A 25,402-nucleotide genomic window follows, 5' to 3' on the forward strand; every position below is an offset into this window, starting at 1 on the left:
GACTCAAGGCGACAAAGAAATGACATCGTTCGAATCGCGCTCGACCTGCCCCACCTGGTACTCCCTCGGCGTACACCCGAACTCGCGCTTGAACACCGTGTGCAGGTACTGGGCGGATTTGAACCCGCAGTCATAGGCAATATCCGCAATCGCGGCCCTGGTATTTTCCAGGCTGGAAACCGCAGCCGCGAGTTTGAAGCGCAGGATTTCATCGTGGACGCTGCGGTTCAGTTCGCTGCGAAAATGCGCTTCCAGGGACGACCGCGACACGCCGACGTAGTTGGCGACCTGGGCGGTCTTGATGCCCTGGCAGGCGTACTGGCGAATGAAATGCAGCGCTTGCATCACGTAGGGATGGCCGAGGGGTTGGTGCAGGCTTGAGGTCTGCACGTTGACCGCTTCCGGCGGCACCAGGATCTGGCTGCCTGCCGAAGGCATACCGTGCAGCATCTGGTGCAGCAGGCGCGCAGCGGTGCGGCCCATTTTTTCAGTGCCCTGGATCACCGAGCTCAGCGGTACACGGGTCAGGGTGCGGGTCAAGGGGTCGTTGTCGATGCCGATCAGTGCCACTTGCTCCGGCACCGGGATGCCGGCAGTGAGGCAGGCCTGCAGCAACTGGCGGGCACGGGCGTCGCTGACCGCGATGATGCCGATGGGTTTGGGCAGGCTGTGCAACCAGGCAATTTGTTGTTCCACCGCCGAGTCCCACAGCGGCGCGCTGGTGCCGAGCCCGCGATACACCTCCACCGGCAAGCCATCGCGCTCCAGCAGGCGGCGGAAGGCTTTTTCGCGCTCCTGGGCCCAACGGTTGATATCGGCTTCAGGCAGGCTGAAACAGGCAAAGCGCGTCAGCCCGGCTTCGATCAGGTGTTCATAGGCCAGCTTGATCAGGGCGAAATTGTCGGTGGCCACGTACGGAGTATGCCGGGGGTAAGCCCGCTCATCCTCATAAGACCCGCCCACCGCCACCACCGGCACATGCACACCCGCCAACGCGGGGCCCATCGCCGGGTCGTCGAAGTCGGCAATGATCCCGTCGCCATGCCAGCGCTCGATACCCTTGAGCCGGCAGACGAAGTCCTCTTCCAGGAACAGATCCCACGACACCCGCGTACTGCTCAGGTAGTTGCCGATCCCGGTGATGATGCCGCGATCGTAGATCTTGTTGCCATTGAACAGCAGGGCAATCCGGTGCACAGGCGGGACAGTTTTCACAGGGGCGGCTCCATGCGATATGTCGAGCCACTATGCGCGTAAAACCACTCAAAATCGAACCCCGCTCTGGTGATTTTCATAATCGGTTGGCCGGGGGCCGTTGCTAGTATCGAGGCAAGGTTAACGTGCACTCATAACAACAAGGATCTGGCGATGCCCTACTTTCCTGCGGTCGAAAAAATCCTCTATGAAGGCCCCGATAGCGACTCTCCCCTGGCCTTCCGGCACTACGATGCAAACAAGCTGATCCTCGGCAAACCGATGCGCGAGCACCTGCGGATGGCCGCGTGTTACTGGCACAACTTCGTCTGGCCCGGCAGTGACATGTTCGGCTCCGGCACCTTCCAGCGGCCCTGGCAGCAACCGGGGGAAGCCCTGCAAGTGGCACGCGGCAAGGCCGAAGCGGCGTTCGAGTTTTTCTCCAAGCTGGGCATCGACTACTACAGCTTCCACGACACCGACGTGGCTCCCGAAGGCGCAAGCCTGGCGGAGTACCGCGACAACTTTGCGCGGATGGTCGACCAGCTCGAAGGCCATCAGGAACAGACCGGTATCCGGCTGCTGTGGGGCACTGCCAACTGCTTCAGCAACCCGCGCTTTGCCGCCGGCGCCGCCAGTAACCCGAACCCGGAAGTGTTTGCCTATGCGGCGGCCCAGGTGTTCAGCGCGATGAATGCCACCCACCGTCTCAAGGGCTCCAGCTATGTGTTGTGGGGCGGCCGCGAAGGCTACGAGACCCTGCTCAATACCGACCTCAAGCGCGAGCGCGAGCAACTCGGGCGGTTCATGCGCATGGTGGTCGAGCACAAATACAAGATCGGCTTCACCGGCGAGCTGTTTATCGAGCCCAAGCCACAGGAGCCCACCAAGCACCAATACGACTACGACAGCGCCACCGTGTTTGGCTTCCTGCATCAGTTCGGCCTGGAGAAAGAGATCAAGGTCAACATCGAGGCCAACCACGCCACCCTCGCCGGCCACAGTTTTCACCATGAGATCGCCACCGCCGCGTCCCTGGGCATTTTCGGCAGCATCGACGCCAACCGTGGCGACCCGCAGAACGGCTGGGACACCGACCAGTTCCCCAACAGCGTCGAGGAGCTGACCCTGGTCACCTACGAGGTACTCAAGGCCGGTGGCTTCAAGGGAGGTGGCTACAACTTCGACTCCAAGGTACGCCGCCAAAGCCTCGACGAAGTGGACCTGTTCCATGGCCACGTGGCCGCAATGGACGTGCTGGCGCTGTCCCTGGAACGTGCCGCCGCCATGGTGCAGAACGACGCCCTCGAACAATTCAAGGCCCAGCGGTATGCCGGCTGGGACCAATCCTTCGGGCGTGCCGTGCTTGGCGGCGACTTCAGCCTGGCGTCGCTGGCCGAGCATGCCTTCAGCCACCAACTGAACCCACAAGCTGTGAGTGGCCGCCAGGAGATGCTCGAAGGCGTAGTGAATCGCTTTATCTACCCATGACCGCTACGCTCCAGGTCCAGCAGTGCGTCTAAACAACAATAAAAGGGACTCACCATCATGAAACACCTGAAAACTGTCTTGCTCACCAGCGCTCTGGCACTGCTTTCCAATTCGGTCATGGCCGACGCGGCCCATCCGAAAATCGGCTTTTCCATCGACGACCTGCGCCTTGAACGCTGGGCCCGCGACCGCGATTATTTCACCGCCGCCGCCGAACAACTGGGGGCCAAGGTCTACGTGCAGTCGGCGGACGCCAACGAACAGCGGCAGATCTCGCAGATCGAAAACCTGATCTCCCGCGGCGTCGACGTGATTGTGATCGTGCCGTTCAATGCCACGGTGCTGAACAACGTGGTGGCCGAGGCCAAGAAAGCCGGGGTGAAAGTACTGTCCTACGACCGGCTGATTTTGAATGCCGATATCGACGCCTACATCTCCTTCGATAACGAAAAGGTCGGCGAGATGCAGGCCCAGGGCGTGTTGAACGCGCAGCCTAAAGGTAATTACTTCCTGCTGGGCGGCGCGCCTACCGACAACAACGCGAAGATCCTGCGCCAGGGCCAGATGAAGGTGCTGCAGCCTTCGATCGACAAGGGCGACATCAAGATTGTCGGCCAGCAATGGGTCAAGGAATGGAACCCCACCGAAGCCCTGAGCATTGTCGAAAACGCCCTGACCGCCAACAGCAACAAGATCGACGGCATCGTCGCCTCCAACGACGCCACCGCCGGCGGCGCGATCCAGGCCCTGGCGGCACAAAAACTCGCGGGCAAGGTGCCGGTCTCGGGCCAGGATGCCGACCTGGCCGCGATCAAGCGCGTGATCGCCGGCACCCAGACCATGACCGTCTACAAGCCCCTGAAGCTGCTGGCGTCCGAGGCGGCCAAGCTCTCGGTGCAACTGGTGCGTGACGAGAAACCGGCCTACAACTCGCAGTACGACAACGGCAGCAAACAGGTGTCGAGCATCCTGCTCAAGCCGACCGCGTTGACCAAGGACAACGTCAACGTGCTGGAAGAAGACGGGTTCTACACCAAAGCGCAAATCGCCGGGCAGTAAGCGTACGGCTCACTGCAGGGGCGGTATGAGGCCGCTCCTGCCTTTTCGCTGTGGAATGAGTGCCCGCCATGTCCGACTACCTGCTGGAAATGAACAACATCGTCAAGACCTTCGGTGGCGTCAAAGCCCTGAATGGCATCGACATCAAGGTAAAACCCGGGGAATGCGTAGGGTTGTGCGGCGAGAACGGCGCCGGCAAATCGACCCTGATGAAAGTGCTGTCGGCGGTGTATCCCCATGGCACCTGGGACGGCGAAATCCTTTGGGACGGCCAGCCGTTGCGCGCCCACTCCATCGCCGAAACCGAAGCCTGCGGCATCGTGATCATCCATCAGGAACTGACCCTGGTACCCGACCTCTCGGTGGCCGAAAACATCTTCATGGGCCACGAGCTGACACTGCCCGGCGGGCGCATGAACTACCCCGCCATGATGCACCGTGCCGAAGCCCTGATGCGCGAGCTGAAAGTGCCGGACATGAACGTCGCCCTGCCCGTTTCGCAATACGGCGGCGGCTACCAGCAACTGGTGGAAATCGCCAAGGCCCTGAACAAGCAGGCGCGCCTGCTGATCCTCGACGAACCCTCCTCGGCGCTGACCCGCTCGGAAATCGAGGTGCTGCTGGACATCATCCGTGGGCTCAAGGCCAAGGGCGTCGCCTGCGTGTACATCTCCCACAAGCTCGATGAGGTCTCGGCCATCTGCGACACCATCGCGGTGATCCGCGACGGTAAACACATCGCGACCACGGCCATGGCCGAGATGGACGTGTCGCGCATCATCACGCAGATGGTCGGCCGTGAGATGAGCAACCTCTACCCCACCGAACCCCATGCGGTAGGCGAGGTGCTGTTCGAGGCGCGCAACGTCACCTGCTACGACGTCGACAACCCGGGCCGCAAGCGGGTGGACAATGTCTCGTTCAGCCTGCGCCGTGGCGAAATCCTCGGCATCGCCGGGCTGGTGGGCGCCGGCCGCACGGAACTGGTGTCGGCGCTGTTCGGCAGCTACCCCGGGCGCTACCAAGGCGAGGTATGGCTGGATGGCAAACCGATTGATACACGCACGCCGCTGAAGTCGATTCGCGCCGGGCTGTGCATGGTCCCGGAAGACCGCAAGCGCCAGGGCATCGTCCCGGACCTGGGCGTTGGGCAAAACATCACCCTGGCGGTGCTGGACCGTTTCTCGCACCTGACGCGCATCGATGCCGAGGCGGAACTGGGCAGCATCGAGCAGGAAATCAAGCGCATGCACCTGAAGACGGCGAACCCGTTCCTGCCGATCACCAGCCTCTCCGGCGGCAACCAGCAGAAGGCCGTACTGGCCAAGATGCTCCTGACCAAACCCCGGGTGCTGATCCTCGACGAACCGACCCGTGGCGTGGACGTGGGCGCCAAATATGAGATCTACAAATTGATGGGCGCGCTGGCGGCCGAAGGCGTGTCGATCATCATGGTGTCTTCGGAGCTGGCCGAGGTGCTGGGGGTCTCCGACCGGGTGCTGGTGATCGGCGAGGGCCAGTTGCGCGGCGACTTCATCAACCAGGGCCTGACCCAGGAACAGGTGCTCGCCGCCGCCCTCAGCCAACCGAACGGGCATGACAATAATAATGATCGGAAGTCCGCGTAAATGAACCAGGTCAAACAGCTCTTCACCCGCTACAAAATGCTCGCCCTGTTGATCGCCGTGGTGCTGATCTGGGTGTTTTTCAGCTGGCAGACCGAAGGCGGTTTCCTGACCCCGCGCAACCTGTCGAACCTGCTGCGGCAGATGTCCATTACCGGCATCCTGGCCTGCGGCATGGTGCTGGTGATCATCAGCGGCGAGATCGACCTGTCGGTGGGCTCGATGCTCGGTTTGCTTGGCGGCGTCGCGGCGATCCTGGATGTGGTTTATCACATTCCCCTGCCGCTGAACCTGGCCATCGTCGCCCTCTGTGGCTTGCTGATTGGCCTGGGCAACGGCTACATGACCGCGTACCTGCGCATCCCCTCCTTCATCGTCGGCCTGGGCGGCATGCTCGCGTTTCGCGGGGTGCTGCTGGGCATTACCGGCGGCACCACGATTGCACCGGTTTCGCCACAACTGGTGTACATCGGCCAGGGTTACCTGCCGACGGTGGTCGGGGTGATTCTCGGCGTGTTGCTGTTCGGGCTGGCGATATTCCTGACCTGGCGCCAACGCCACAACCGCGCCCTTCACGGCTTGGCGCTGCCGTCGATGCTGCGCGACAGCGTGCGCGTGGTGTTGATCGGTTTCGTGCTGGCCGGCTTCGTCTACACCCTCAACAGCTACGACGGTATTCCCGTGCCGGTGCTGCTTCTGCTGGTGCTGCTGGGGGTGTTCAGTTACGTCACCAGCCAGACCGTCTTTGGCCGGCGCATCTACTCGGTGGGCAGCAACATGGAAGCCACGCGCCTGTCGGGGATCAACGTGCAGGCGGTCAAGCTGTGGATCTTCGGGATCATGGGCGTGATGTGCGCCCTCGCCGGGCTGGTCAACACCGCGCGCCTGGCGGCGGGTTCACCTTCGGCGGGCAACATGGGCGAATTGGATGCTATCGCGGCGTGCTTTATCGGCGGTACTTCAATGCGCGGCGGTTCGGGCACGGTGTACGGCGCCCTGCTCGGCGCACTGGTGATCAGCAGCCTGGACAACGGCATGTCGATGCTCGACGTGGACAGCTACTGGCAGATGATCGTCAAGGGCAGCATCCTGGTGCTGGCGGTGTGGGTGGATGTGAGTACGCGGACGGGGCGTCGCTGAGGTTGGGGCAATGGCATGGAGCTTGCTCTTGACCAGCAGGCGGCCGATATCGGCCTCGACTTGAGCAGAAACGACCCACGAGGCACATGCCATGCACAGTTTGTTCTTTGCAACCGCTCAGATGATCAACGGCCGCGTACAGTCCGTTGATTCCATGGACAAACATCCGGACCCTAGGGCAATGCCCCTTGAACTGCAGGCAAAGCTTGGCATCGCCCTTGGGCTGCTGGCCCTCGGCAGCTGTTTCGCGCTGTGGTTGATCGGCGCCTGAGCCTGCCCCAAAAAGAGGCTGGTGTTACCGCCCGGGCAACTCTATCGGGCGGTCCGGATCATGTCGGCAGCTTTTTCGCCGATCATGATGCACACCGAGTTGGGATTGCCTGAAATCAGGGTCGGCATGATCGACGCATCGGCCACCCGCAACCCTTCGATGCCATGCACCTTGAGGTCCGGCCCCACCACCGCCCGCTCATCCACACCCATGCGACAGGTGCCGGATGGATGCAGTGCGGCGTGGGCTTCCTGATGGCAAAACCGCTTCATCGCTTCGCGCGAGCGCACGGTGGGTTCCGGTACATGCCGACGAGCCACGTAGGGTTTGAAGGCCGCCTGGGCCATGATCTGTTCGCCCACCAGGCAACCGTCCACCAGGCTTTCAATGTCGTACGGATCGGAAAAGTAGTTGGGCACGATGCGCGGCGGGGACATCGGGTCGGCGGAGTAAAGCTCCACATAGCCCCTGGACCTTGGCCGTATCTGCCCCAGGTTCAACGTGCAGCCATTGCCGCCGGGCACCGAATCCACGCCCTCCTCGATGCCCGCGCCCACCACCATGAAATACTGGATATCCGGGTGCACCGCCGTCTTGTCGCCCCACCAGAACGCCCCGCCTTCAATCAGGTTGGACGCCGCCGGGCCTTGCCGGAACAACGCGTACTGCAACCCCGCCATAAGCTTCCACCAGGGTTTTTTGTACTTGTCATAGCTGTGGGGGCCGGTCAGCTCATACACCAGTGAAATTTCGATATGGTCCTGCAGGTTCTGCCCCACACCGGGCAAATCCTGAACCACTTTGATCCCGTGTTTTTCCAGCTGCTCAGCGGGCCCGATCCCCGACAACATCAGCAACCGGGGTGAGTTGATGGCGCCGCAGGACAGGATGATTTCCTTGTCGGCGTGCATCACCTGGCGCACGCCCTTCTCCAGGTATTCGATGCCGACGGCCTTGTTGCCCTGCATCAGGATACGCAGCACCCGGCAGCCGGTCTTCACCGTCAGGTTCTTGCGCGACTTGGCCGGCGCCAGGTAGGCCACGGCGGCACTGCTGCGAAAGCCGTTTTTGGCGGTGATCTGGTACAGCCCGCAGCCCTCGGGCTGGCCTGAGTTGAAGTCTTCGTTATAGGGCAATCCAAACTGCTGGCAGGCCCGCAGCCAGACTTTGGTCAAGGGGTGGATATTGATCGGGTCCGACACCCCCAGCGGCCCGCCGACACCGTGCACCTCATTGCAGAACCGCTCGTTGTCCTCGGCCTTTTTGAAGTACGGCAACACGTCTTTATACGACCACCCGGCGGCGCCCTGTTCGGCCCAACCGTCGTAGTCGGCAGGCACGCCACGGATATAAATCATCGCATTCACCGAGCTGCCGCCCCCGAGCACGCTGGCCTGGACCATGGTCGGCGTTTCGCTGCGGTGCTGGTCCTCGGTCGGCTCCCACGCATAACGCTTGAGCAGCGGGCCCTGGGCGGTCTTGTAGTAGGCGCCGGGAATATGGATGTAAGGGCTGCGATCCCGCGGGCCTTCCTCGAACAGCACCACCGACGCTCCCGCATCCTCACTCAGGCGCGATGCGACTGTGCAGCCCGTGGAGCCGCCCCCGATTACGATGAAATCCACCATGACAACCTCAGATCTTTTTAGTATTCAGCCAGTGTCGAAACGCGCGTTATCAACCGACCAGGCCGGTTAACAGCGTCTTCAATTGTTGGGCGACGGCGTAGCTGTTTTGCTGCTGCTGTTTTTTGCAGAACAACTCACAACTCCACCACCCGGCGTAACCGGTGGCCTTTACCGCGGCGGTCCACTCGACCAGGTCGAGCACGCCGCTGCCGGTGGGCACATCGCGCAGCACTTCCTCATTCGGGATACCGCCTTCGAAGGCCAGTGAGTCGCAGACATGCACGCCGTAGATCACGTCCTTGTCGAGCCGGGCGACGTCCGCAGGGGTCACGCCGCTGGTAAAGCAATGCCAATAGTCGATCACCATCTTCACGTTGCTGCGCCCGGTGCGTTCAATCAGCTGCAGTTGGTGATCCAGGGTGTTGAGTGGCGTCCAGGACAAGGCTTCGAGGTAGAGCAGCAGACCGTATTGCCTGGCCACATCGGCCAAATCCGCCAGGTTGCTTGCCGTGCGGGCGTATTGTTCGGCCTGATCCATGCCCAGCAAGCCTGAGTAATGCAGGCTCTTGCCGATCGCCTGAAAATCAATCACCGCCTGTACATTGATCGGACCGGTGAGGACTTGCACGCCTTTGGCGCCCACCAGATTGGCCAGCTCAAATAGCCGCCGGGCTTCTTTGAACAGGTCGTCACGCTCGTCACCCTGGCGTTCGATATCCCGCAGGTAGCCGATGCCGGTGACAGGCACGTCGTTGAGCAGTGCTTGAAGCTCTGACTCGGTATAGCCGGCCTGCAGATACGCCTCCAGCTTGCCGCTGTTGATCTCCAGCGCGTCAAAACCCAGCGTCCGGGCGATGTCGATATCCATCGCCAGGGTCGAGTGTTTCGCAACGGTGGAATGCAGGGCGAGGACGTTATTTTGGGTTGCCATATGGCGCTCCTACGGTTGAGTAGCGATCAGCCAAGGCACCAACGGCCAACGCCGCGGCGTCCAGCCGTGCTTGGGGCAAGAGGCCCTCGGCGACGGCGGCGACAATCGCCCGAACGATCTGCGGCACGTGGGGCATAGCCTTTGCGGAAATCAGTAATAAGTCGGCCCCGGCATTCAGCGCGGCCACTGCGACCTCGCCGAGGGACATCTGGCCGATGGTTGAGCGGTGATCGAGGTCGATGGTCATGACCAGCCCCTTGAAGCCCAACTCCTGGCGCAACACGCCGATCAATTCAGGCGACACCGAGGCTGCGGTGGGCGGTGTGCATGCGGCGAATATCGCCGGGCCCATCATCACCGCATCGGCGCCAGCGTCGATCCCGGCCTGAAACCCGGGCCAGAAGGCTCGCAGTTGCTGCATGGACTCGCTGACCACCGCCGTTTCAGTCGACGGCTGCTGAAAAAGCACCGGGTGCCCGGGGAAGTGCTTCAGGGTGCTGGCCATCCCGGCCCGCCGCACGCCGCGCACATACGCACCGACCATCGCCGCCGTCTGGTGGACATCGCCCGACAGCGTGCGCCCCGCCAGCCACACATTACGGCCGCCGACCACATCCGCCGTCGGCGACAGCAGCAGGTTGACCCCGGTCGCCCGCGCGGCGGTGGCGACCTTGAAGCACGCCTGCTCCAGCGCCGCACAATCCATCGCCCGGGCCACATCGGGCTCCGGCAGCGCCGGGGTCACCCCTTGCAAGCGGTGCACGGCGGAGATGTCGGCATCGGCTGCCAGCAGCAGCGGCCCACCCAGTTCGGTGGCCGTGCCGGTAAAACGCTGCCAGATGTCCAGGGTTTCGGTTTGCAGGCGGCTGGCGCTCATTTTTCCGCTGACGTATTCCTCTCCCGTCTCGCCAAACAACAGGCTGCGCCCGCCATTGCCGAGGAACCGACGCACGTCATCCGTCATCTGCACGTCCAGCAATACCGGGAACAGTACGCCGTAGGCCTTGCGGTCATTCGCGCTCATGGCTGGTTTCCTGGGTGGCGATTGCCAGTTGACGAACCTTGGCAGCGGCGTCCAACAGAACCTGGCGGTCCAGGGTGCCTTCGTGGACGGCGGCGACAATCGCCTCGGCGATGCTGTCCAGGCCTGACTCGCTGGACACCAGCAACAGGTGCGCACCGGCCACCAGGGAGGCTACGGCGGTGTCGGGGATGGTGTTGCCGCGCAGTATCGACACCGCGTCCAGGTCATCGGAAATGATCAGGCCTTCGAAGCCCAGGGTGTCACGCAGTACGCCGATGACCTTCGACGAGGTGGACGCCGACTGCTGCGCATCAATCGCAGGAAACACCGCCGGGCCAGGCATGACGGCTTTTACGCCGGTGGCGATGACCTGCTTGAACACTTCAAGATTGTCATGCAGCAATTCCAGCGGCCCCGGCACGGTGGCTTCGGCAATGGCCGGATCGTGCTCGGTGATGTAGTGCCCGGGGAAGTGCTTGGCAGTGGCGATCACACCCGCGCGCTGCACCCCGCGGATAAACGCGCAGGACACTCGGCTGACTTCCACTGGATCCGCGCCCAGGTGCCGGTTGTGCAGCCATGGATTGACGCCGGTGACCACGTCCACGATGGGCGCCAGGAACAGATTCACGCCCAGCCCGCGGGCCGCGGCGGCCATCTCGAAGCAACGTTGCTCGAGGTCCTCGGCGCCGAGGTCCTGGAGCTGCGCCCGGGTGGCGACCGCCGGGACCAGTTGGTGCAGGCGTTCGATTCCGCCGAGTTCCTGGTCTACCGCGATCAGCACCGCAGAGCCCGCCAGCGCCGTGGCTTCCTTGACGATACTGATGAAATCGGCTTTGGACTCGCCCGCCTTGCGCGCCGGGCTCATGCCTCGGCCCACGTATTCATCCCGGGTTTCCCCAAGCAACAGGGACACACCACCACGGCTCAGGTAACGGCGCACATTGTCGTCCAGGTGCAAATCCCCGAATGCGGGAAGCAGTACCGAATACGCGGCGCGATGCAGTTCGCTTGACATTGTTTTTCCTCAACAGCGTTTGGGTGAGTCGTTGGATGCGCAGCGGTGCCACGCATGAAATCAATTACCGCGGGAAAGGCACCCAGGCCCGCTGCTGGTGGGATTCGAGGCTGGCCTGGGACAACAACACCCCGCGCACGCCTTCGTGAATATCCGGCAACGGGACGCTGGTCGCTGTGCGCCATTGCGCCCCGGCGTCCAGGGCCTCGGCGAAGTCGGCGTACAGCACGGCCAGCGCTTCCAGATAACCTTCGGTATTGCCCGCCGGCAAGCTGGTGAACGTCAGCGTCTGCGGCCTGTTGTCGGACTGGCCTCGCCGATAGATGCGGTCTGCACCGTCAGTGGGCGTGAACAACAGGGTTTCCGGTGACTCCTGGCACCATTCGAGCGAAGCCAGGCTGCCGACGACCTTGAAGCGCAAGCCATTGCGATGCCCTGGCGCGGCGAAACTGGCCCACAACAATCCATCCACGCCGCCGTCGAATTCCAGTTGCACCACGCAGGTATCGTCCAGGCCCCAACCCGGCACCACGCTGGTCAACTTGGCGTTGAGCTGGGTGCAGCGCTGCCCGGACAGAAACTCCAACAGGTTGAAGGCGTGGGTGCCGACGTCTCCCAGCGCGCCGGTGGGGCCGGCCTTTTGCGGGTCACCGCGCCACGCCAGGCTATTGCTCAAGCCGGACACGCCGGGGGCTAGCCACTCCAGCAGGTATTCGACGTACAGGAAGCGCAGCTCACCCAGCTCGCCGGCCTGGATGCGACTGCGGGCGTCCCTGACCATCGGGTAGCCCTGGTAGGTGTAGGTCAGCGCAAAAAATGTCCCGTGGCGCTCGGCAAGGTTCGCCAGCTCCCGGGCTTCGTCAGGGTGGTTGACCAGGGGCTTGTCGCAGATCACCGGGATGCCCGCCTCCAGGAACAACCGGCACGGTTCGAAGTGCAAGTGGTTGGGCGTCACGATAACCACCGCCTCGATCGGGTCGGGTCGGGGCGGCGAGACTCGGCGGCCGCCATGTCCTCGAACGACAAGTAGATACGTTCGGGTTCAATAGTGAGCGCTGCGCCCGCCTCGCGGCATTTATCCGCGTCGGCAGAGAAAGCGCCGGCAACGATATCGAAGCGATTACACAGGCGCATCGCTGCGCGGTGGTAACTGGCGAAGTAAGCGCCCTGCCCGCCGCCGACCATGCCGACCTTGAGTCGCCTCTTTCCGGGAATGTCGCCGGTCAACCTTGCCATCGCCCAATCCTCCGCAAAAAGCATTGGCCCGAGTATCAGGGGTGACCGGTGTTTCCACCATTTCGCACCCTTGGCGATACCTGACGCGGACTGAAGCACTCCTGCGCAGCACGGGGTGTTACCCGTCGCTATCGAATGTGTTACTGGGCGGACCGCCACCGTCACGATTGACCCGTGAAAACCACAACGCACTGGCGCCGAATCTTCAGTAAAAGCGCTTACAATCTGACGCATTCAGTTATGCTCAAACTTCATGTTTGAACTTAAACAAACGGCATGAAAGATGCTTTGGTAATGATCGGAAGTTTCAAACGATTAAACGGTTATTACGGTTATGCCCAAGGTTATTCGATAACTGCGCTATAACTTTAATAACTGGCGCCTTAACCCAGCCAAGTACATCGAGATAATAATGCCCAGCCGCCCGGATTCATTGCCCCTGTCATTAGCCGCCGCCACCTCCCACCCCGAGCGACAGCAGGCGCGCAGCGACTTGCAGGCCAATGTGCAAAAGAACCTGAGCACGCTGGTGGAGTCCTGCCGGTCGGTGGCCGACATGTGCCGCAAAGTTGATGTGAACCGCCAGCAGTTCAACAAGTACCTGGTGGGCCAGCACGTGCCGTCGCAGAAGATTCTGCAAAAGATCGGCCGCTATTTCATGATGGAAGCCGAAGACCTCTTCCGCCCGCCCGCCGAGTTCAAGAAGTTCTATGAAGGCTATGAAAACGAACTGCCGACCGGCTTGCGGGCTTCGGAGCAGTTCAATCATTTCCTGCCGCTGGCCAAGCAGTCGGCTGACGTGCTCGAAGACTATCTGGGGGTGTATTACCGCTACCACAATTCATCGATCTACAAGGGCCGGATCCTGCGTTCGGTCACCTGCCTGTACCGCGCCGACTCGATGGTGCAGTACGTCACCGTCGAGCGCTTTCCGCTGCGCGATGGCAGCGGCAAGATCGGTTATTCATTCACCTACCACGGGTTCTGCCTGCTGCTGGGCGATCGCCTGTTCATGGTGGATTTCGAAGGCAAGCAACGTAACGAAATGACGTTTTCGATCCTGACGCCGCAGCATCGTCGGCCGATCCGTTTTCTCTATGGGTTGGTGACGGGTGTGGCGTCGTCCTCGTTCCGCCAACCCTTCTCCACGCGCATGGCGCTGGGACTGGTGGACAAGGGCAAGATCCGCAAGCATCACTTGCGCAATGCAACGGTGCTGTTGCCCAGCGACCAGTCGATCCCGCTGGACGTACGTGAATACATGACCGGCGACAACGCCACCATTGTCTGGGGCGGTCAGGACTGAGGGACCTGCAGGGGCTGGCGTGCCGTCATCATTTCAACCAGCGACGGGCCCTTGCTGTTGAGGGCTTTGACGAGGGTCGCGTTGAGTTGTGACGCGTGTTCGACGCGCCAGGCTTCAAGGCCGAAGTTTCGGGCGATGCCGGCGAAGTCCGGGGCATAGGGTTTGCCATCCGGCAGGTTGAATTCACCGGCCCGGTGCTGCTCCATGGGCGACGTCTGTACGTCGCCCAGGGCTTCGTCACCGCTGCTGTTGAAGACCAGGAACACCACCGGAATGCTGTGCATCACGCACACAGCCATCTCTTGCATCGACTGCAGGAAATCCCGGCTGCCCACGGCACAGACCACCTGGCGGGCGGGCATGGCGAGCTTGGCGCCGATCGCTGCCGGGACGGCCCAGCCGAGGGTGGCGGGGTTGCCGGCGCACAAGTGCCTGCCGGGGTAATGCACCGGGAACATTTTGCGGGCCATGGGCTGGGTGGGGCCGCTACCGAAGACGAGGATCGCGTCGTTTTCCAGCACGGAGGATGAGGCGCGGCCTTCGCGCAGTACGCTGATTTTACGCGGGGTGGGTTGGGGTTCTGCACGCAGGGTGGCGGGTGGCAGGCTGGCGTTGGTGGAGGCGCCTTGGAGGGCGTCGTCAATGGACAGGCTGACGGGGCCGGGATGGGCGCTCAGCATGGTGTCGAAGGCTTGGCGCAGGGCTTGGGGTAGCTGTTGTAGTGTCGAAACCGTCGCGTGATCTTTCATGACGTTGGCGGCTATCGTTTCGGGCTGGGCGTTACTGATGACCAGCAGCGCGCAGGCGTCCTGGTGCGCGGTGGCGAGGGCTCCCAGGGCTGAGGGGATGCCCAGGGGGCCCGTGAGTACGACGGCCATGGGGCGACCGCACGCACGGTAGTAGCCGTCGGCGAGGTGCACGGCGCTGTGGGCCTGGATGACGTGGATAAAGGGGATGTCGGTGCCCGGGGTCAGCAGCGCTTCCACCAGGGCCCGGGCGCCGTCGCCCGGGGGCCCGGCTACGTAGTCGACACTGTTGGCCTTGAGTGCCTTGGCGATGATTTGGCCACCTGTGAATTTCACTCGATACTCCAGCGAATGCGCGGCGTCTGGGCCGGGATCAGGCTTGGAGTATTCGCCTGGTGCGGGGTGGACTCAATTTCGCACCTTGGGTAAAAGAGACGCAGATTGACGCAGATATTGGGGCTCACTACAGCACAGCGGCCTACAGGCCGGCTTGAGTGTTAGAAGCCAAATCAAAAGCTAAAGCGGGCACGGTCAAATGTGGGAGCTGGCTTGCCTGCGATRGCATCAACTGGGTGTACCTGATGCACCGAGTTGTCTGCATCGCAGGCAAGCCAGCTCCCACAGAAAAGCAGATTTGCTTTTGATCTTGATCTGAGCGAACGCGGGTAGTGCAGAGCGAGTAAACCGGCAGGACGCCGTGACCGAAGAAACGGATATGTACACCCGCATGGCGCAGTAATTGCGTCCTCCCCAATCCACCCCCCCAAAAAAGGAGCACCCCCCATGCAACTACGCGCCTTGCGATATTTCCACGAGGTCGCCCGCTGCGCCTCCCTGCGTAAGGCCGCCGAACGTCTTTACGTCACCCCCACCGCCGTCAGCCGCCAGATCGAACACCTGGAACACTTCTTCGGCGCCGCCCTGATTGAGCGCGGCCCCCGCGGCATCCGCCTCACCGCCGAGGGCGAATGCCTGGCCGAACAAGTCACCTCAACCCTGCGCGGCCTCGACCAGGTACGCGAAGTCATCGCCAGCCGCCAAAGCCAGGTGGCCGGTAACATCAGCATCCATGTGTCAGAAAGTATCGTTTCCACCGTGCTCGCCCCGGTGCTCGCCACCTTCTACCGCGCCCACCCCAAGGTCACCTTCAACATCGTGATCGCCAGCGCCTCGGCCACCCTCGACGCCCTGTGCAGCGGCGAGGCGGACCTGGGCCTGGCGTTCTACCTGCAAGAGCGCGCCGACGTCGAAGTCACCGCCCACTGCCAGTTATGGCACCGGGTGCTGGTCAGCGCCGAACACCCCTTCGCCCAGCGCGACAGCATCGAATTGAGCGAACTGCAAGGCCAGCCCCTGGCGATTCCCGACTCGGCCTACGGCGTGCGCCAGGCCCTGGAAGTGGCGGCAAAAAAACGCGGCGTCACCCTCGAACCGGTGTTCACCACCAGCTCCCTGGAAGTGCAGAAGAGCCTGGCCCGGCAACGGGCAGCGGTGCTGATTTTGCCCCAGGTCGAGGCAGACGTGCGGGACCTGGGCGACGGCCTGGTCGCCGTGCCGATCGCCGATGAAGACCTCGGCCGCATCCGCATCGACCTCTGCGTGTACCGCAACCGCCCCCGCTCGGTGGCGGTGCTCAAGTGCCAGGAAATGCTGGCGGGGGCGATGCAGCGTTGTTCGCTGAACTGAGCCTGAGCCTCAGAAGATGTTGATCGGCACATTGGCGACGAGGCGGAACTCATCGTAGCTGCCGTCAATCTGCCCGCCGCTGGCGCGATGGTTGTAGACGATGGTGCGCAGTACGGTGTTCTTGAGTGTTCCGGACTGAATCACATAGGCCAGCATCAAGCCGTTTTCGTTGTGCTTGGCGCCATCCAGGCTGCGCACGTTGTAGCCGGTGTTGTGACCGTTGCGGTCGCCATCGTAATGGGTGCCGTCGATGTCCCAACCCTTGGCGTGCCACAGGCTGGCGGTGAGGCCGGGCACACCGTAGGCGGCGAAGTCCAGGTCGTAGCGCAACTGCCAGGACTTTTCGTTGGGGCCGTTGTAGTCCGAGTACAGCGAGTTGGCCATGTAGTTGCCGGTGGACTCCCACACGTAGTCGAAGTATTCGTTGCCGAATACCTGCTGCCAGGCCAGGGTCAGGCTGTGGGCCAGGTGCGTGGCGGTGAAGGCCAGGCTGGCGGCGTTATTGTCGATGTAGCCGAGGTTTTTGTCGCCCGAGTCGCTGGTGTGGTAGTAGTTGAAGGCGGTCTTCAAGGCGATGTCGCTTTTGTCACCGATGCGGTGGGTCAGGCCGACGTAGGTCTGGTCCCACATGTCTTCGAAACGCGACGCGTAGACGCTGGCTTCCAGCCCGTAACCCGGTTTTACCGTGGCTCCCAGGTAGCTGATGCGTGCGCCGCTGTAGGCGCGGTTGCCGAAGGTGGTGGTGAGCTTTTCGGCGCCGGTGCCGGTGCGTGGAATCGCCCGCTCGAAGCTGCCGCCCTGCACCGACAGCCAGTCGAATTCGTTGCTGAACAAGCCCACGCCCTGGAAGCTGGAGGGCAGGGCGCGGTTGTCCTTGTAACGCAGGATCGGATTGTCGGTCATCAGCCGACCCGCCTTGATCTCGGTGCTCGACAGGCGAAAACGCACGTCGCCCACCCCCAGGCGGCTCCAGGTGGGAATCGCATCGCCGTCGCCGTCCACCAGCACCCGGTCGCCGCCATTGGCCACCTTGCCGTGCCCGCGCTCCAGGTTGACCGCGCTGAAGATCCCCGCATCCACGCCCACGCCAATCAGGCCCTGGGTGTAGCCGGAGCTGTACTTGAGCATGCTGGTCTGCACCCAGGTTTCCCGTACACGCGTGGGCTCGACGCCGCCGGCTTTCTTGATGCTCAAGTGGGTGGTGCGTTTGGTGTGCTGGTTGGAATAGTAGTGACGCAGGTTCAGGTCCAGGGTGCTGCCTTCGAGAAAGCCCGGTGCGCTGGCCTGGGCGTTTTCCTGGGCGAAAGCCTGGGTGCTGGACGCCAGGGTGACGGCCAGCAAAAGACGTGGATACATGGTAAATCCCCATACAAATCAGACGTAAGGCGACCGTCCCGGCAGGCCTTCAGGTGCTGCCGGTCGGTGGCGAAAAGACGCGGGACAGTGGGAAAAGGTATTCAGCGAACCGAAGCTTCTGTGAGCCGGGTTTCGCGGGCCGGGCTGCCGGGCAGCGGCGGACGGGTTTCCTTGGCGAACCAGGCGGCGGTGAGGCACACCAGGTTGGCGATCAGCAGGTACCAGACCGGCGACATCGGGTCGCCGGTGGTGCCGATCAACCAGGTGATGATGATCTGCGCGGTGCCGCCGAACGCTGCCACACCGAAGGCGTAGACGATGGAGAAACCGGTGGAGCGCACGGATTTCGGGAAGCTTTCCACCAGCAACACGATCAGCGCCGCGCCACTCATGCCGTGCAGGCCCGAGAGTACCGCCAGGGTCAACAGGAAGGTCGCCGGGCTTGGGTGCTCGGTCATCAGTTGCAGGGCCGGGAATAAAATCAACAGCAACACCACCCGCGGTGTCATCAGGATCGTACGGCGCCCGAAGCGGTCGCAGAGCATGCCGCCAGCCACCGCGCACACGGCCATCGCGGCGCCGGCCACCAGGGTCGAGAGCATCGAAATGCTGGTGGGAAGCTTCAGTTCGGTGAGGGCGAAGGTGGTCATGTAGTTGAGGAAGTACTGGGTGATGGTGCTGCCGGAAAGGATCAGCAACCCCAGCACCAGTGCGCGCCGGTGCTTGCCGCAGACTTCCCGTACCAGGTCGCCGGTGCTGGTTTGCTCGCCGTGGCCGTGGAAGGTTTCGGCGAGGTTGCGGCGGATGTAGATGCCGATCGGCAACACCAGCAGGCCGAACACGAACGGCACGCGCCAGCCCCAGCTGTTGAGGTCTTCCGGGGACATGACCTTGGTCAGGGTGAACCCTACCAGCCCGGCCACCATGGCTGCGACGCCCTGGGCGACTACTTGCCAGCAGGCGTAGGTCCCGCGTTTGTGGGGTGGCGCCGCTTCGAGGATGTAGGTGGTGGCGGGGCCGGCTTCACCGCCCCAGGCCAGGCCCTGGATCATGCGGGTGAGTACCAGCAGGATCGGCGCCGCGATACCGATGGTCTCGTAACCGGGCAATATCGCGATGCTGCCGGTGCCCACGGCCATCATTACCAGGGTCAACAGCATCGCCGGTTTGCGCCCGACGCGGTCGGCGTAGGCGCCGATCAGTACTGCGCCCAGGGGCCGGACGATAAAGCCGATACCGAACGCCGTGACCGACAGCATCAGGCTGACGAAAGCGCTGTCGGACGGGAAGAACGTGTGGCCGATCATCACCGCAAAGGTTGCGTACACACCAAAGTCGAAAAACTCCACGGCGTTGCCCAGGACCACGGCGAAGATGCTCTTTTTGCCGGCGTCCGGGGACGGTGTTTCGGGTGCGTGATCAGGATCGGATCGTGTCAATTGCTCAGTGTGCATACCAGCCCCTCGATTTTAGTTATAGGTCGTCCGAGCTCCAGGCCAAGAGGGCCCGGAGCTGGCGTGTGGGTGGGCAGTTCTTACAGCGTCAAAAGTCAGGAAGGATTCGGCCAGTGGTGGATTGCGCCACGCCAGCTCTCGTAGGTTTTAGCGATTTGCAGCAGCCATTGATCGGCAAAACGCGGGGCGATCATCTGCAGGCCGATGGGCATGCCATCGGCGGCGAAACCGCAGTTGATCGACAACGCCGGTTGCTCGCCCATGTTCCACGGCACCGTGAACACGATGTGTTCGAACGGCAGTTGCGGGTTGTTGCTCGGTGATGGCCACTCGGCCGGGAAGGCATTGACCTGGTTAGTGGGGGACAGCACCAGGTCGAGTTCGGTGAACACCTGCGCGGCGCGGCGGCGCATTTCAAAGGTCTGGTTGAAACCCTTTACGGCTTGTACGCCGCTGATCTCGGCGCCCGGCGCGGCCCAGTCGCGGATGTACGGCAAGACCTTGTCGAACTGCTCGCTGCTCAGGGCCGACAAATCGCCCCACTGGCGGGCGCGCCAGAAATGGTCGAGGCCATCGAGTTGTGCGCGGTCCATGATTGGCGGGATCAGCGTGACCTTGGCGCCGTGGGCTTCGAACAGCCGCGCGGCTTGCTCCACGGCTTCACACACGAAGCCCTCAGGCTGCATGCCTGCGCCGGGTTCAAGCATCAGGCCGACGCGCAGGCCCCTGACTGACAGCGGCTGGTTACTCCACTGGGTGGTGAGCGGCGGAAGGCTGGTGGCATCGCGGGCATCGGGGCGGGCCAGGTGTTGCATCAACAGCACGCAGTCGTCGACGGTGCGGGTCATGGGCCCGGCGGCGCGGCCGGTGTAGTACGGGTCGATGGGGATGCGGCCCAGGGTCGGCTTGAATCCCACCAGGCCGCACCAGGCGGCGGGCAGGCGCACCGAGCCACCGATGTCGGTGCCCACGTGCAGCGGGCCGTAACCGGCGGCGGCCGCTGCGGCGGCACCGGAGCTGGAACCGCCGGTGTTGTTGGCGGTGTTCCACGGGTTGCGGGTGATGCCGTGGAAGCTCGACAGGCCGGAAGACAGCATGCCGAAGTCCGGGTTGGTGGTCTTGGCCAGGATTATCGCGCCCGCTTCACGCATGCGGGCTGCGGGCGGTGCGTCCCTGAGGGCCGGGGTCAGGCGGGTAGCCGCGCTGCCGAGGGGAATGGGCACGCCTTCGGTGGCGATCAATTCCTTGAGAGTCACCGGTACGCCATCAAGGGCGCCGTTGGGTTGGCCCTTGTTCCAGCGCTCGGTGGAGGCCTGGGCCTGCTGACGCACCTGTTGCGGGTCGAAGGCATAGAGCGCGTTGATCTGCGGCTCCCAGCGGTCGATGTGGGCCAGGAGTTGGTCGTAGTAGTCGATGGGCGCGAGTTGCCGGCTGGCAAATTGCGCCAGCAGTTCGGCGGCCGTAAGGGTATGCAGGTCAGTCATCGAACGCTTCCTTGTGATGGGCCGGCTGGCTCATGGCGGGTTGCAGTAGGAACGACTATATAAACCCCGGTGTGAAGCGGCCATCACAATCGGTGCAGTTCAGTGTTGCGTTTTTGTGTGCACTGAAACCGGCGGGTAGATGTGGGAATGGCTGGAAGGTTTACTGTTTGGCGGGAGGACCTCAGGCGCAGGCACCTGGCGTCTTTTTCCTGCGTGCCGACTCACGACGATAGCTCCGGATAGGCTGGGGTTTTGCCCGTATGCGGGATTGGAAAGACATCCACGTCGCAGGGTCAAAGCGGGTGGCTGATACCACCGCTTCCTGGAGCAGCATGATGGAAATAGCGTCTGACGCATCCGGGTATTCAGTATCGAGGATGATTTCCAAGGTGTCCTTGTCGCGATAGCCGCTGCAGGTCGGAATCAGACTGAAGGCGTGATCTATACCTTCGGACTCATTCGGCTCGCAGATGGATGAAACAACGCCCACATAAACATTCCGATCGTTGAGCGTGAACATGCATTGAGAGCCGCGCGCAATGGATTCCCTGAGCAGGGTCCTGAGGGGGCGCCCCGTTAGAAGCTCGAGCATCAATTGCTGGTTCAGTTCCTCCTCTGAAGCAAGTTGCAGTCTTCGTCGACGCCAACGCACAAATAATCGCGCCCAGCAGTAGGGAATGATCATGGCTGTCAGGCCGACCTGGAGCAAAAATACCCAGAGGCCATGATTTCTCTCGGTGGCAATATCCAGCTCTATCAGCAGCTTGCCCAGATAAGCACTGTAATCAATGGGGATTGTCTGGCCAGCCAGTTGCAGCGGCTGTTTGGACAGGCAAAGAATCAAAGTGGTCAGTACGAACGACAGTACGAGGCAGGTCCAGCCTAATCTTGCGACCTGTAGATAGAGTAACTGGCCCTCAAGGCGGTGGAGGCGGCAGTAATGGCCGGGGTGTTTCAAACACACCAAATAGCCACTCACCAGTAACGGCAGTATCAGTAGTAGCCCCATGGGTTATTTGAATATCAGTTCACGTATCTTGCGCTTGTGTTCCTTGAACTCGGGTGAGTTGGCGATTTCCGCCGGGTCGACAGAAATACCCCACTCACCCACTATCCTCATGGTTTTGTACCGCTTGATAGCCCTGATATTTTCCAGATCTTCCTCAGTGGGTTTCTTGAACCACGCAAACGACTCAAACATGACCGGCACCCTCATAAAAAAGTAGTCGGTTTTATAGCAAGAGCCGTTTTTACCGACTACTGATGGCCCCCATCCAGAACTCCCCGCGTATCGTAGGAAACGTCCTTAGTTGCCCCAACGGTCTAAAACGTCGGCGGCGTAATCACCCAGATCACCACCGCATCCACCTTTCCGGGGTTGCCATAGCGATGGGGCTCACTGCTGGGGAAGCTGAAACTGTCGCCTTCAACCAGCTGAAAATGCCGCTCGCCCACCCATAACTCAAACGTTCCGCTCAACACATAACCCGCCTCTTCACCCTCATGGCTATAGCTCTGCTGGCTATAGGTGCCCGGTGGAAAGCGCGAGTGCAGCATCTCCAATTGATGATTGGGCAGGGGCGTCAGCAACTGGTCGACGATCCCGTCCTCATAGTGAATGCTCTGGCGATTGTTCCTGCGCACCACAAAACCTTCATCCTCCGCTGCCGGCGTGGTCTCGCTGGCAAAAAACCACTGGATCGTCACCCCCAGGCTGCGGGCGATGTTGAACAGGGCCGGGATCGACGGGTAGGCGAGGTTGCGTTCCAGTTGGCTGATATAGCCGGCCGTCAATTCGCTCATCTGCGCCAATTCGGTAAGCGTCATGCCCCGGGCCTTGCGCAAGCCGCGGATGCGGGTGCCGAGAAACAGCTGTGGCGGTTGGTCGTTCAAATGTCCCACGCTACTTTCAATCCTTCATAAATCGCCTCTTCGGCGGTACGCGGCGCCAGGCAATCGCCGATCCGCGTGAACGCCACCAGGCCTTCCAGTTCTGCGCCCAGAGTGTCCACCGGCTGGTGGCCCTGGCACAACACCAGGGTGTCGATATTTTCCAGCAGCATCGGCTCGCCGCTGGCGGTGTGTTGCAGGTAGACGGTAGTGTCGTCGCAGCCGTACAAACGGGCGTAAGGGATGATCGGAATGCCCAGCCGATGCAGTTCGCCGGCCAGTTGGTCACGCACGTACAACGGCAGGTTTTCCCCGCAATGGGTGCCGTTCACCGCCAGTTGCACCTGATGGCCGGCACGGGTGAGGCGCTCGGCAATGCCCGGGCCGATCCAGTCGCAACGCCAGTCCACCACGACCACCGAACGGCCCAGTTGCACCTCATCGCGCAGCACTTGCCAGGCATCCACCACCTGTAGCTCGCCGCCGCGTTCGAAGGCCGGCCAGTAGGGCTCGGCGCCGGTGGCGATGATCACCCGGTCAGGTTGTTCGCGTTCCACCAATGGGCGGTCGACGCGGGTGTTGCGCACCACGCGGACCCCGGCCAGTTCCATCTCGCGCTGCAGGTTGGTACTGGCGCCGCCGAACTCGCTGCGTCGGGGCAGTAACTGCGCCAGAAGCACCTGGCCGCCCAATTGGGCACTGGCTTCATACAAGGTCACCTCATGTCCGCGCTGCGCCGCCACCGCTGCCGCTTTCATCCCTGCCGGGCCGCCACCGGCGACCATGATCCGCTGGCGTCGCAGTGCCGGTTGCAGTTGGCCAAACTGCAATTCGCGGCCGGTCTCGGGATGCTGGATGCAGGAGATCGGCAGGCCTTTGTGGAAGTGGCCGATGCACGCCTGATTGCAGGCGATGCACGCCCGTACATCCTCGGCATGGCCGCTTGAGGTCTTGGCCGGCATGCGCGGGTCGCAGATCAGCGCGCGGGTCATGCCGCACACATCGGCCTGGCCGCGTTGCAGCATCAGTTCGGCCTCCTGGGGCTGGTTGATGCGCCCGGTAACGAACAGCGGAATCGACAGGTGCGTCTTGAACGTCGCCGCTTCTGCCGCCAGGTACGCCGGGGCAATGGCCATGGGCGGCACGATATGGATCGCGCCGCCGAGGGAGGCCGAGGTGCCGGCGACGATGTGCACGTAATCCAGGTGTGATTGCAGCTGTTGCACGGCGGCCAGGGAATCCTCTTCGGTCAGGCCTTCGGGGTCGCGTTCATCGGCAGAAATGCGCAGCCCGATGATGAAGTGCTCGTCGGTTTCGGCACGCACCGTGGCGATGATTTCCCGCAGGAAACGCAGGCGTTGTTCCAGCTCGCCGTTGTAGCCGTCGGTGCGGCGATTCACCCGCGGGTTGAGAAATTGCGCAGGCAGGTAACCATGGCTGGCGACCACTTCCACACCGTCAATCCCGGCCTGATACAGGCGCCTTGCCGCAGCGCCGTAGCCGGCGACGATCTCGTCGATCATTGTCTGGTCAAGGGCGCGCGGCATCACCCGGAAGCGTTCGTTGGGCACCCCGGAAGCCGAGTAAGCCACCGCCAGCAAACCGTCGGCCGACTCCATGATTTCCCGCCCCGGATGGAAAATCTGCGACAGCACCACGGTGCCATGGGCGTGGCAGGTTTCGGCCAGTCGGCGATAGCCGTCGATGCAGCTGTCATCGGTGGCCATCAGCACATGGGAGGTGTAGCGGGCGCTGTCGTGCACCCCGGCCACCTGCAACACAATCAGCCCCACGCCGCCTTCGGCGCGTGCCCGGTGGTAGGCGATCAACTGCTCGTTGACCTGGTTGTCGGTGGGCATCGAGGTGTCGTGCCCGCTGGACATGATGCGATTTTTCAGGCGTTTGCCGCGCAGTACCAGCGGTTCAAAAAGATGCGGAAAGGCATGGGGCGACATGGTGCGGATACTCCAGGCGCTGTTGTTATTATTTTTCTATAGGAGGTCAGCCTCAGTAAAAAATCAACTTGTTTTTTTACTGGCGACTGGATTAGCGTCAGCCACATCACCCACCCGCCTGGAGAATAAAAATGCCTGGGGCCACCGAACAACAGCTGCGCGAAGAGCTTGCCGCCTGCTACCGGCTGATCGCGCACTTTCGCATGAGCGATTTGATTTTCACCCATATCTCGGTGCGTATCCCGGGGCCCGAGCATCACTTTTTGATCAACCCCTATGGGCTGATGTTCGAGGAGATCACCGCCTCCAGCCTGGTGAAGATCGGCCTGGACGGACGTGCGGTCGAGGCTTCGGCCCATGGCGTCAACCCGGCGGGGTTTGTGATTCACAGCGCGATTCACGGCGCCCGCGAAGATGCGCAGTGCGTGCTGCACACCCACACCCGCGCCGGCTGTGCGGTGGCGGCCCTGGAATGCGGGCTGTTGCCGGTGAACCAGATTTCCATGGAGTTCTACGGCAAGGTCGCCTACCACGACTACGAAGGCGTGGCGCTGGACATGGACGAGCAACAGCGACTGGTGCACGACCTCGGCGACAAGCCGGTGTTGATGCTGCGCAACCATGGTTTGTTGACGGTAGGGGAGACGGTCAGTCAGGCGTTCCTGCGCATGTATTACCTGGAGAAGGCCTGCGATATCCAGATCGCCGCCCAGGCGTGCGGCAAGCTGATCCTGCCGCCTGCGCACGTGTGTGAATACACCGAGCGGCAGTTCAACGAGCCAGGCCGGCCACTGGAAGAGGGCGAACTGGCAGACCCGGACGCCATGCAACTGGCATGGGCGGCGTTGCTGCGGTTACTGGATCGGGTGTCGCCGGGGTTCCGGGAGTGAGGTAGAGTCGTCCAGCCG

General features: G+C 62.3%; 23 protein-coding genes. 8 read left to right on the top strand and 15 right to left on the bottom strand.

The features are described from left to right. Positions 1–3: 3 nt before the first annotated feature. Entirely contained in the window at positions 4–1,215 is a 1,212-nt protein-coding gene (locus tag A462_RS13525; protein ID WP_008436024.1) for a XylR family transcriptional regulator, read from the bottom strand. A gap of 153 nt (positions 1,216–1,368) precedes the next feature. Here A462_RS13525 and xylA point away from each other — a divergent pair, with 153 nt between their 5' ends. The 5 genes from xylA (at position 1,369) to A462_RS0132520 (ending at position 6,780) form a co-directional block, all read left to right on the top strand. Further along, positions 1,369–2,685, top strand: a complete 1,317-nt coding sequence (gene xylA, locus A462_RS13520; RefSeq protein ID WP_003219661.1) for a xylose isomerase — start codon at positions 1,369–1,371, stop codon at positions 2,683–2,685. Positions 2,686–2,742: 57 nt separating this feature from the next. After that, the gene (gene xylF, locus A462_RS13515; RefSeq protein WP_008436026.1) at positions 2,743–3,744 is read left to right on the top strand and encodes a D-xylose ABC transporter substrate-binding protein; all 1,002 of its coding nucleotides are present in this window, start codon (positions 2,743–2,745) and stop codon (positions 3,742–3,744) included. Positions 3,745–3,812: 68 nt separating this feature from the next. After that, positions 3,813–5,372, top strand: a complete 1,560-nt coding sequence (xylG, locus tag A462_RS13510; protein ID WP_008436027.1) for a D-xylose ABC transporter ATP-binding protein — start codon at positions 3,813–3,815, stop codon at positions 5,370–5,372. Then, positions 5,373–6,509, top strand: coding sequence for a sugar ABC transporter permease (locus A462_RS13505; RefSeq protein WP_003219656.1), 1,137 nt, complete (start codon positions 5,373–5,375; stop codon positions 6,507–6,509). It abuts the gene before it with no gap. A gap of 91 nt (positions 6,510–6,600) precedes the next feature. Next, on the top strand, positions 6,601–6,780 hold the full coding sequence (locus A462_RS0132520; protein ID WP_032899468.1) for a hypothetical protein: 180 nt from the start codon (positions 6,601–6,603) through the stop codon (positions 6,778–6,780). 41 nt (positions 6,781–6,821) lie between these two features. On the opposite strand, the gene A462_RS13500 is transcribed toward A462_RS0132520, so the two are convergent. The 6 genes from A462_RS13500 to A462_RS34900 all read right to left on the bottom strand — a co-directional run bounded on the left by A462_RS13500 (position 6,822) and on the right by A462_RS34900 (position 12,617). Beyond that, a complete protein-coding gene (locus A462_RS13500; protein ID WP_008436028.1) occupies positions 6,822–8,408 on the bottom strand; it encodes a GMC family oxidoreductase in 1,587 nt (528 codons plus the stop codon). A gap of 49 nt (positions 8,409–8,457) precedes the next feature. Beyond that, positions 8,458–9,339, bottom strand: coding sequence for a sugar phosphate isomerase/epimerase family protein (locus A462_RS13495; protein WP_008436029.1), 882 nt, complete (start codon positions 9,337–9,339; stop codon positions 8,458–8,460). Beyond that, entirely contained in the window at positions 9,323–10,363 is a 1,041-nt protein-coding gene (locus A462_RS13490; protein WP_008436030.1) for a glycoside hydrolase family 3 N-terminal domain-containing protein, read from the bottom strand. The genes A462_RS13495 and A462_RS13490 overlap by 17 nt, the downstream gene beginning before the upstream one ends. After that, the gene (locus tag A462_RS13485; protein ID WP_008436031.1) at positions 10,350–11,381 is read right to left on the bottom strand and encodes a glycoside hydrolase family 3 N-terminal domain-containing protein; all 1,032 of its coding nucleotides are present in this window, start codon (positions 11,379–11,381) and stop codon (positions 10,350–10,352) included. The genes A462_RS13490 and A462_RS13485 overlap by 14 nt, the downstream gene beginning before the upstream one ends. 64 nt (positions 11,382–11,445) lie before the next feature. Continuing rightward, positions 11,446–12,336: a Gfo/Idh/MocA family protein gene (locus A462_RS0132525; protein ID WP_008436032.1), complete on the bottom strand. Its 891-nt coding sequence runs from the start codon at positions 12,334–12,336 to the stop codon at positions 11,446–11,448. Further along, complete coding sequence (locus A462_RS34900) at positions 12,333–12,617, bottom strand: hypothetical protein (RefSeq protein WP_238544243.1); 285 nt, start codon at positions 12,615–12,617, stop codon at positions 12,333–12,335. Before A462_RS34900 ends, A462_RS0132525 begins: the two co-directional genes overlap by 4 nt. 439 nt (positions 12,618–13,056) lie before the next feature. Here A462_RS34900 and A462_RS13480 point away from each other — a divergent pair, with 439 nt between their 5' ends. Then, a complete protein-coding gene (locus A462_RS13480; RefSeq protein WP_032899479.1) occupies positions 13,057–13,923 on the top strand; it encodes a helix-turn-helix transcriptional regulator in 867 nt (288 codons plus the stop codon). Here A462_RS13480 and A462_RS13475 read toward each other — a convergent pair. Beyond that, positions 13,914–15,005: a thiamine pyrophosphate-dependent enzyme gene (locus A462_RS13475; protein ID WP_008436035.1), complete on the bottom strand. Its 1,092-nt coding sequence runs from the start codon at positions 15,003–15,005 to the stop codon at positions 13,914–13,916. The genes A462_RS13480 and A462_RS13475 overlap by 10 nt on opposite strands. 447 nt (positions 15,006–15,452) lie before the next feature. On the opposite strand from A462_RS13475, the gene A462_RS13470 reads away from it, so the two are divergent. After that, positions 15,453–16,355, top strand: coding sequence for a LysR family transcriptional regulator (locus A462_RS13470; RefSeq protein WP_003208975.1), 903 nt, complete (start codon positions 15,453–15,455; stop codon positions 16,353–16,355). A gap of 9 nt (positions 16,356–16,364) precedes the next feature. On the opposite strand, the gene A462_RS13465 is transcribed toward A462_RS13470, so the two are convergent. The 7 genes from A462_RS13465 to A462_RS13435 all read right to left on the bottom strand — a co-directional run bounded on the left by A462_RS13465 (position 16,365) and on the right by A462_RS13435 (position 24,494). Next, on the bottom strand, positions 16,365–17,711 hold the full coding sequence (locus A462_RS13465; protein WP_008436036.1) for an OprD family outer membrane porin: 1,347 nt from the start codon (positions 17,709–17,711) through the stop codon (positions 16,365–16,367). Between the two features lie 101 nt (positions 17,712–17,812). Continuing rightward, on the bottom strand, positions 17,813–19,165 hold the full coding sequence (locus tag A462_RS13460) for a citrate-proton symporter (RefSeq protein ID WP_008436037.1): 1,353 nt from the start codon (positions 19,163–19,165) through the stop codon (positions 17,813–17,815). Positions 19,166–19,260: 95 nt separating this feature from the next. After that, positions 19,261–20,649 (bottom strand): amidase, encoded by a 1,389-nt coding sequence (locus A462_RS13455; protein ID WP_008436038.1) that lies wholly within the window; start codon positions 20,647–20,649, stop codon positions 19,261–19,263. A 181-nt stretch (positions 20,650–20,830) separates the two neighbouring features. Then, on the bottom strand, positions 20,831–21,658 hold the full coding sequence (locus A462_RS13450) for a hypothetical protein (RefSeq protein WP_008436039.1): 828 nt from the start codon (positions 21,656–21,658) through the stop codon (positions 20,831–20,833). 3 nt (positions 21,659–21,661) lie between these two features. Further along, positions 21,662–21,850: a hypothetical protein gene (locus A462_RS13445; protein ID WP_003208968.1), complete on the bottom strand. Its 189-nt coding sequence runs from the start codon at positions 21,848–21,850 to the stop codon at positions 21,662–21,664. A gap of 122 nt (positions 21,851–21,972) precedes the next feature. After that, complete coding sequence (locus tag A462_RS13440) at positions 21,973–22,551, bottom strand: helix-turn-helix domain-containing protein (RefSeq protein ID WP_238544244.1); 579 nt, start codon at positions 22,549–22,551, stop codon at positions 21,973–21,975. Further along, complete coding sequence (locus tag A462_RS13435; RefSeq protein ID WP_008436044.1) at positions 22,539–24,494, bottom strand: oxidoreductase; 1,956 nt, start codon at positions 24,492–24,494, stop codon at positions 22,539–22,541. The genes A462_RS13440 and A462_RS13435 overlap by 13 nt, the downstream gene beginning before the upstream one ends. Before the next feature lie 131 nt (positions 24,495–24,625). Here A462_RS13435 and A462_RS13430 point away from each other — a divergent pair, with 131 nt between their 5' ends. Continuing rightward, the gene (locus A462_RS13430; RefSeq protein ID WP_008436047.1) at positions 24,626–25,384 is read left to right on the top strand and encodes a class II aldolase/adducin family protein; all 759 of its coding nucleotides are present in this window, start codon (positions 24,626–24,628) and stop codon (positions 25,382–25,384) included. Positions 25,385–25,402: the final 18 nt, after the last annotated feature.

The sequence above is a fragment of the Pseudomonas sp. Ag1 genome (assembly GCF_000278565.1).
Classification (GTDB): Bacteria; Pseudomonadota; Gammaproteobacteria; order Pseudomonadales; family Pseudomonadaceae; genus Aquipseudomonas.